This window comes from Streptomyces sp. B15, assembly GCF_018070605.1.
Taxonomy (GTDB): Bacteria; Actinomycetota; Actinomycetes; order Streptomycetales; family Streptomycetaceae; genus Streptomyces; species Streptomyces smyrnaeus.
On sequence record NZ_JAGPXJ010000187.1, the window covers coordinates 1 to 3,620 of the forward strand.

The 3,620-nt window shown below is 69.8% G+C and carries 3 protein-coding genes and 1 pseudogene; 3 read left to right on the forward strand and 1 reads right to left on the reverse strand.

The window, feature by feature from the left end:
• The first annotated feature begins 86 nt into the window (after window positions 1-86).
• The 3 genes and pseudogenes from KBY19_RS35630 (at window position 87) to KBY19_RS35640 (ending at window position 2,968) form a co-directional block, all read left to right on the forward strand.
• On the forward strand, window positions 87-1,385 hold the full coding sequence (locus tag KBY19_RS35630; RefSeq protein WP_099885663.1) for a TRAP transporter large permease subunit: 1,299 nt from the start codon (window positions 87-89) through the stop codon (window positions 1,383-1,385).
• Between the two features lie 72 nt (window positions 1,386-1,457).
• Window positions 1,458-2,460 (forward strand): annotated as a pseudogene (locus tag KBY19_RS35635) (hypothetical protein).
• 79 nt (window positions 2,461-2,539) lie between these two features.
• Window positions 2,540-2,968, forward strand: coding sequence for an acetylxylan esterase (locus KBY19_RS35640; RefSeq protein ID WP_247691748.1), 429 nt, complete (start codon window positions 2,540-2,542; stop codon window positions 2,966-2,968).
• Between the two features lie 129 nt (window positions 2,969-3,097).
• On the opposite strand, the gene KBY19_RS35645 is transcribed toward KBY19_RS35640, so the two are convergent.
• The coding region (locus KBY19_RS35645) for a hypothetical protein (protein ID WP_307843711.1) at window positions 3,098-3,620 on the reverse strand (523 nt) is incomplete at its 5' end.

Below are 3,620 nucleotides of genomic sequence, written 5' to 3' on the forward strand. Positions count from 1 at the left end.
CGGCGGCCCGGGCCCTCGGAGAGACCTCCGGAACGGCCCTCGCAGGGACCTCCGTCGGAGCCCTCGGAGAGGACTGAGGCACCGCCATGGGAATCGTGATTCTGCTGCTCATGCTCGCGGGTGTCGGGCTGATGCTCGCCCGCAAGCTGCCCACCGCCTTCGCCCTCGTACTGCTGGGCGTGGTCATCGCCGCCGTCACCGGGGCCCCGCTCACCGGCAAGAACAGCATCCTGGACACCGTGCTCCAAGAGGGCTCTGTGACGCTGGCCGCCACCATGCTCGCCGTGCTCATCGGCTCCTGGCTCGGCAAGCTGATGGAGGAGACCGGCATCGCCGGGGCCCTCGTCCGAAAGATCGTCGAGTTCGGCGGCGACCGCCCCACCGTCGTGGCCCTCGGCGTGCTCGCCGTCTCCGCGCTCATCGGCACGGTCACCGGGTCAGCGCCCGCCGCCATGATGGCGGGCATCATCGGCATCCCGGCGATGATCGCGGTCGGTGTGCCGAAGACCACCGCGGCCGGCACCATCCTCATGGGGATCGCCGCCGGTATGCCCTTCGAGTTGCCGGTGTGGCAGTTCTTCTCCACGGCCCTCGAGCTGCCGGTCGACACGGTGCGGGCCTTCATGCTGAAGCTCTTCCCCTTCGCCGCCGTCTTCGCCGTCCTCTTCGTCCTTGTCGAGTGCCGCCGCAGGGGCGTCGCACACACCTGGTCGTTGGCCTCGGTCGAAGAGCGCCCGTCCGGCGGCGGCCGGGGGCGCAACCGGGCCCGCCGCCTCGGCGACGCGCCGTGGTACGCGCTGCTCGCCCCCGCCGTGCCGCTCGTTCTCGCGCTCGGTTTCGAACTGGCCATCATCCCGTCGATGCTGGCGGGCGTGGTGTACGCGCTGGTGACCACCACCCGGCCGCGGGAGATGAACAAGCGGCTGCTGCGCACCCTCTACTCCGGCTTCGAGGTCGCTGCGCCGCCCATCGCGCTGTTCGTGGCGATCGGCATCCTGCTGGCCGCCGTCCAACTGCCCGGCGCCGTCGGTGCGCTCGACCCGCTGGTCAAGGCCGTCAGCCCGGCCAACTCCGTCGTGTTCGTGGTGGTCTTCACACTGCTGGCGCCGCTGTGCCTGTACCGCGGACCACTGAACGTCTACGGCCTCGGCGCGGGCATCGCCGGTGTGCTGATCTCGGCCGGTGTCTACCCGGCCGCCGCCGTGCTGGGCCTGACCGCCTCGTACAACCAGATGTTCGGTGTCGCCGACCCGACCAGCACCCAGACCGTGTGGGCGGCGCAGTACTCCGGCGTCAGCCCGCAGCAGGTGATGGTGCGCACGCTGCCGTACGTGTGGTGTGTCGCGCTCAGCGGCCTGATCGTCACCGCCGCCACCCGCCTCTGACCCCTCCACCGGCCCCACCCGGTATGGAACCAAGGACCAGATCAGACCCACTTGAAAGGTAGGGCCCCGCTCATGACACTAGACCGCCGCCACTTCCTGCGCACCGCCTCCGCCACCGCCGCGGGCGGCGCCCTGCTCGCTCTCACCGAGCCGGGCCGTGCGACCCCCGCCCTCGCAGCACCGGGCGGCTTCCCCGACTACCGCTACGTACGCACCCTGCTGAACCCGGACGAGCTCAAGTACAACCCCACCGGCGAGATCATCTTCCCCTGCATACGCGGCGTCTACGACAAGCTCCCAGCGCCGCTGGGCCGCTACTACCTCTACTACGCCCCGCACGACGACCCCGGCGGCATCTGCCTCGCCTACGCCGATTCGCTGGAGGGGCCGTTCACCGAGTACCCGCACAACCCGATCGTGTCCAACCACTGGGCGCCGCACTACAACGTCAGCCACGTCTCCTCCCCGCACGTCATATGGCACGCCGAACGCCGCGAGCTGTGGCTGTACTTCCACGGCGAGAACACCGTCACCCGGCTCGCCCGCTCCAAGGACGGCATCCACTTCACGTACGACAAGAGCGTGCTGACCGCCGAGATGCTGCCGAAGGGCACCAAAGAGACCTCCTACGCCCGGGGTCTTCCAGCACGACCTGCCCTCCCACGGCGCCCGCTACGTCATGGTCTTCATGCGCAACGACGGCTCCAATCACCGTGACATCGGCTGGGGTTGGTCGGCGGACGGCCGCAACTGGGAGTTCGACCAGGAGCCGCTCATCGACCACGCCGAGGCCGGCGCTTCCGACGTCTCCGGCGCGCACCTGCTCACGCGGAACGGCCGCACGTACGTCGTCTACCACACCGACAAGGGGAGCGGCGGTGACATCCACATCACCGAGGTCGGCGCCGACTTCTCCCGCCGCGACCATCTCGGGGTCTTCTACGACTCCACCTCCGCGTCACCGGAGAACGGCCGCGCCGCCGCCCCGTCCTTCGGTACGGACGGCGGCGTCCCGTACATGATCTACGAGGCCGGCGAACGGCTCTCCGGCGCCATCGCCATGGCCCGCGGCTGAGCCGACCGCAGGACCGGAGCCCTCGCTCTGTCGGCAGGACGCGGGCCGGCGAGGAGCACAGCCCAGAAGCGGAGCCCCCATGACGCAATACGACATGCCCCTGGCCGAACTGCGCGCATACCGCCCCAGGGTGGCCGAACAGGAGGACTTCGACGTCTTCTGGCGCCAGACCCTCGACGCCACCCGCGGACGCGCGCCACGGATCTCCTTCGAACCGGTCGACACCGGCCTCACCGGCGTCCGCACCTGGGAGGTCACCTTCGCCGGATACGGAGGCCATCCCATCCGGGGCTGGTTCACGGCGCCCGCGGGCGCGACGGAGCCGCTGCCGCTGGTCGTCCGGTACCACGGATACGGCGCCGGCCGGGGACTGCCGCACACCTGGGGCATGTGGCCGCTCGCCGGCTACGCCCACTTCGTGATGGACGTACGTGGCCAGGGGAGCGGGGTGGACGTGGGGGACACTCCGGACCCGGACGCCTCGCCCCCTCGCAGCCGGGCTTCATGACGCGCGGTGGGTCCGGCTGAAAGGTGCGCCCCGACCGTCTGGCAGACGGCCGGGGCGCTCTGGCGGTGGTACGCGTGTCGACGAGCGTTCAGTTGAACGTGGCGTCCGGCACGCGTGGTTGAGAGGCGGTCAGCAGCGCTCGTCGGTGATTCCCCTGTACGTGGTGGAGGATCCTTCCGGGAGCACGGTGCCGAACCCGGTGGTGCAGTCGTCGACCGTGTCGGTGCCTGCCGACCAGTACTCCTGGCCCGTGTCAGCCGGGAACTTCTGGGTGCCGAGATCCTTGCCCTGGGTGCTGCTGTGGATCCCGGTGCTGACGGTGTAGGTGTCTTCCTGGTCGACGAAGTCCTGCCACAGCCAGACGTAGCTGTAGTTCTCGTTGCAGTCCGGCGAGTAGAACTGCTTCACAGAGGCGATGGTCTCGCCGTCGCGCTTGATGTAGCCGGTCTGGCCGATCTGGTGGGCGTCGGCACAGACGTCGGCAGCCTGTGCCTTCTCACTCAAGGGGTTTCCCTTGGGCGAGGGCGCCGTGGACTGCGTCGCGGAACGCTCGGAGGGTGCGGGAGCCGGTCCGCTGCCCGCGAGAGCGCTGCCTGCCGGGAACATGACGAAGGCGGCGGCGATTGCCGCAGTCGCGATCATGCGTGAACGC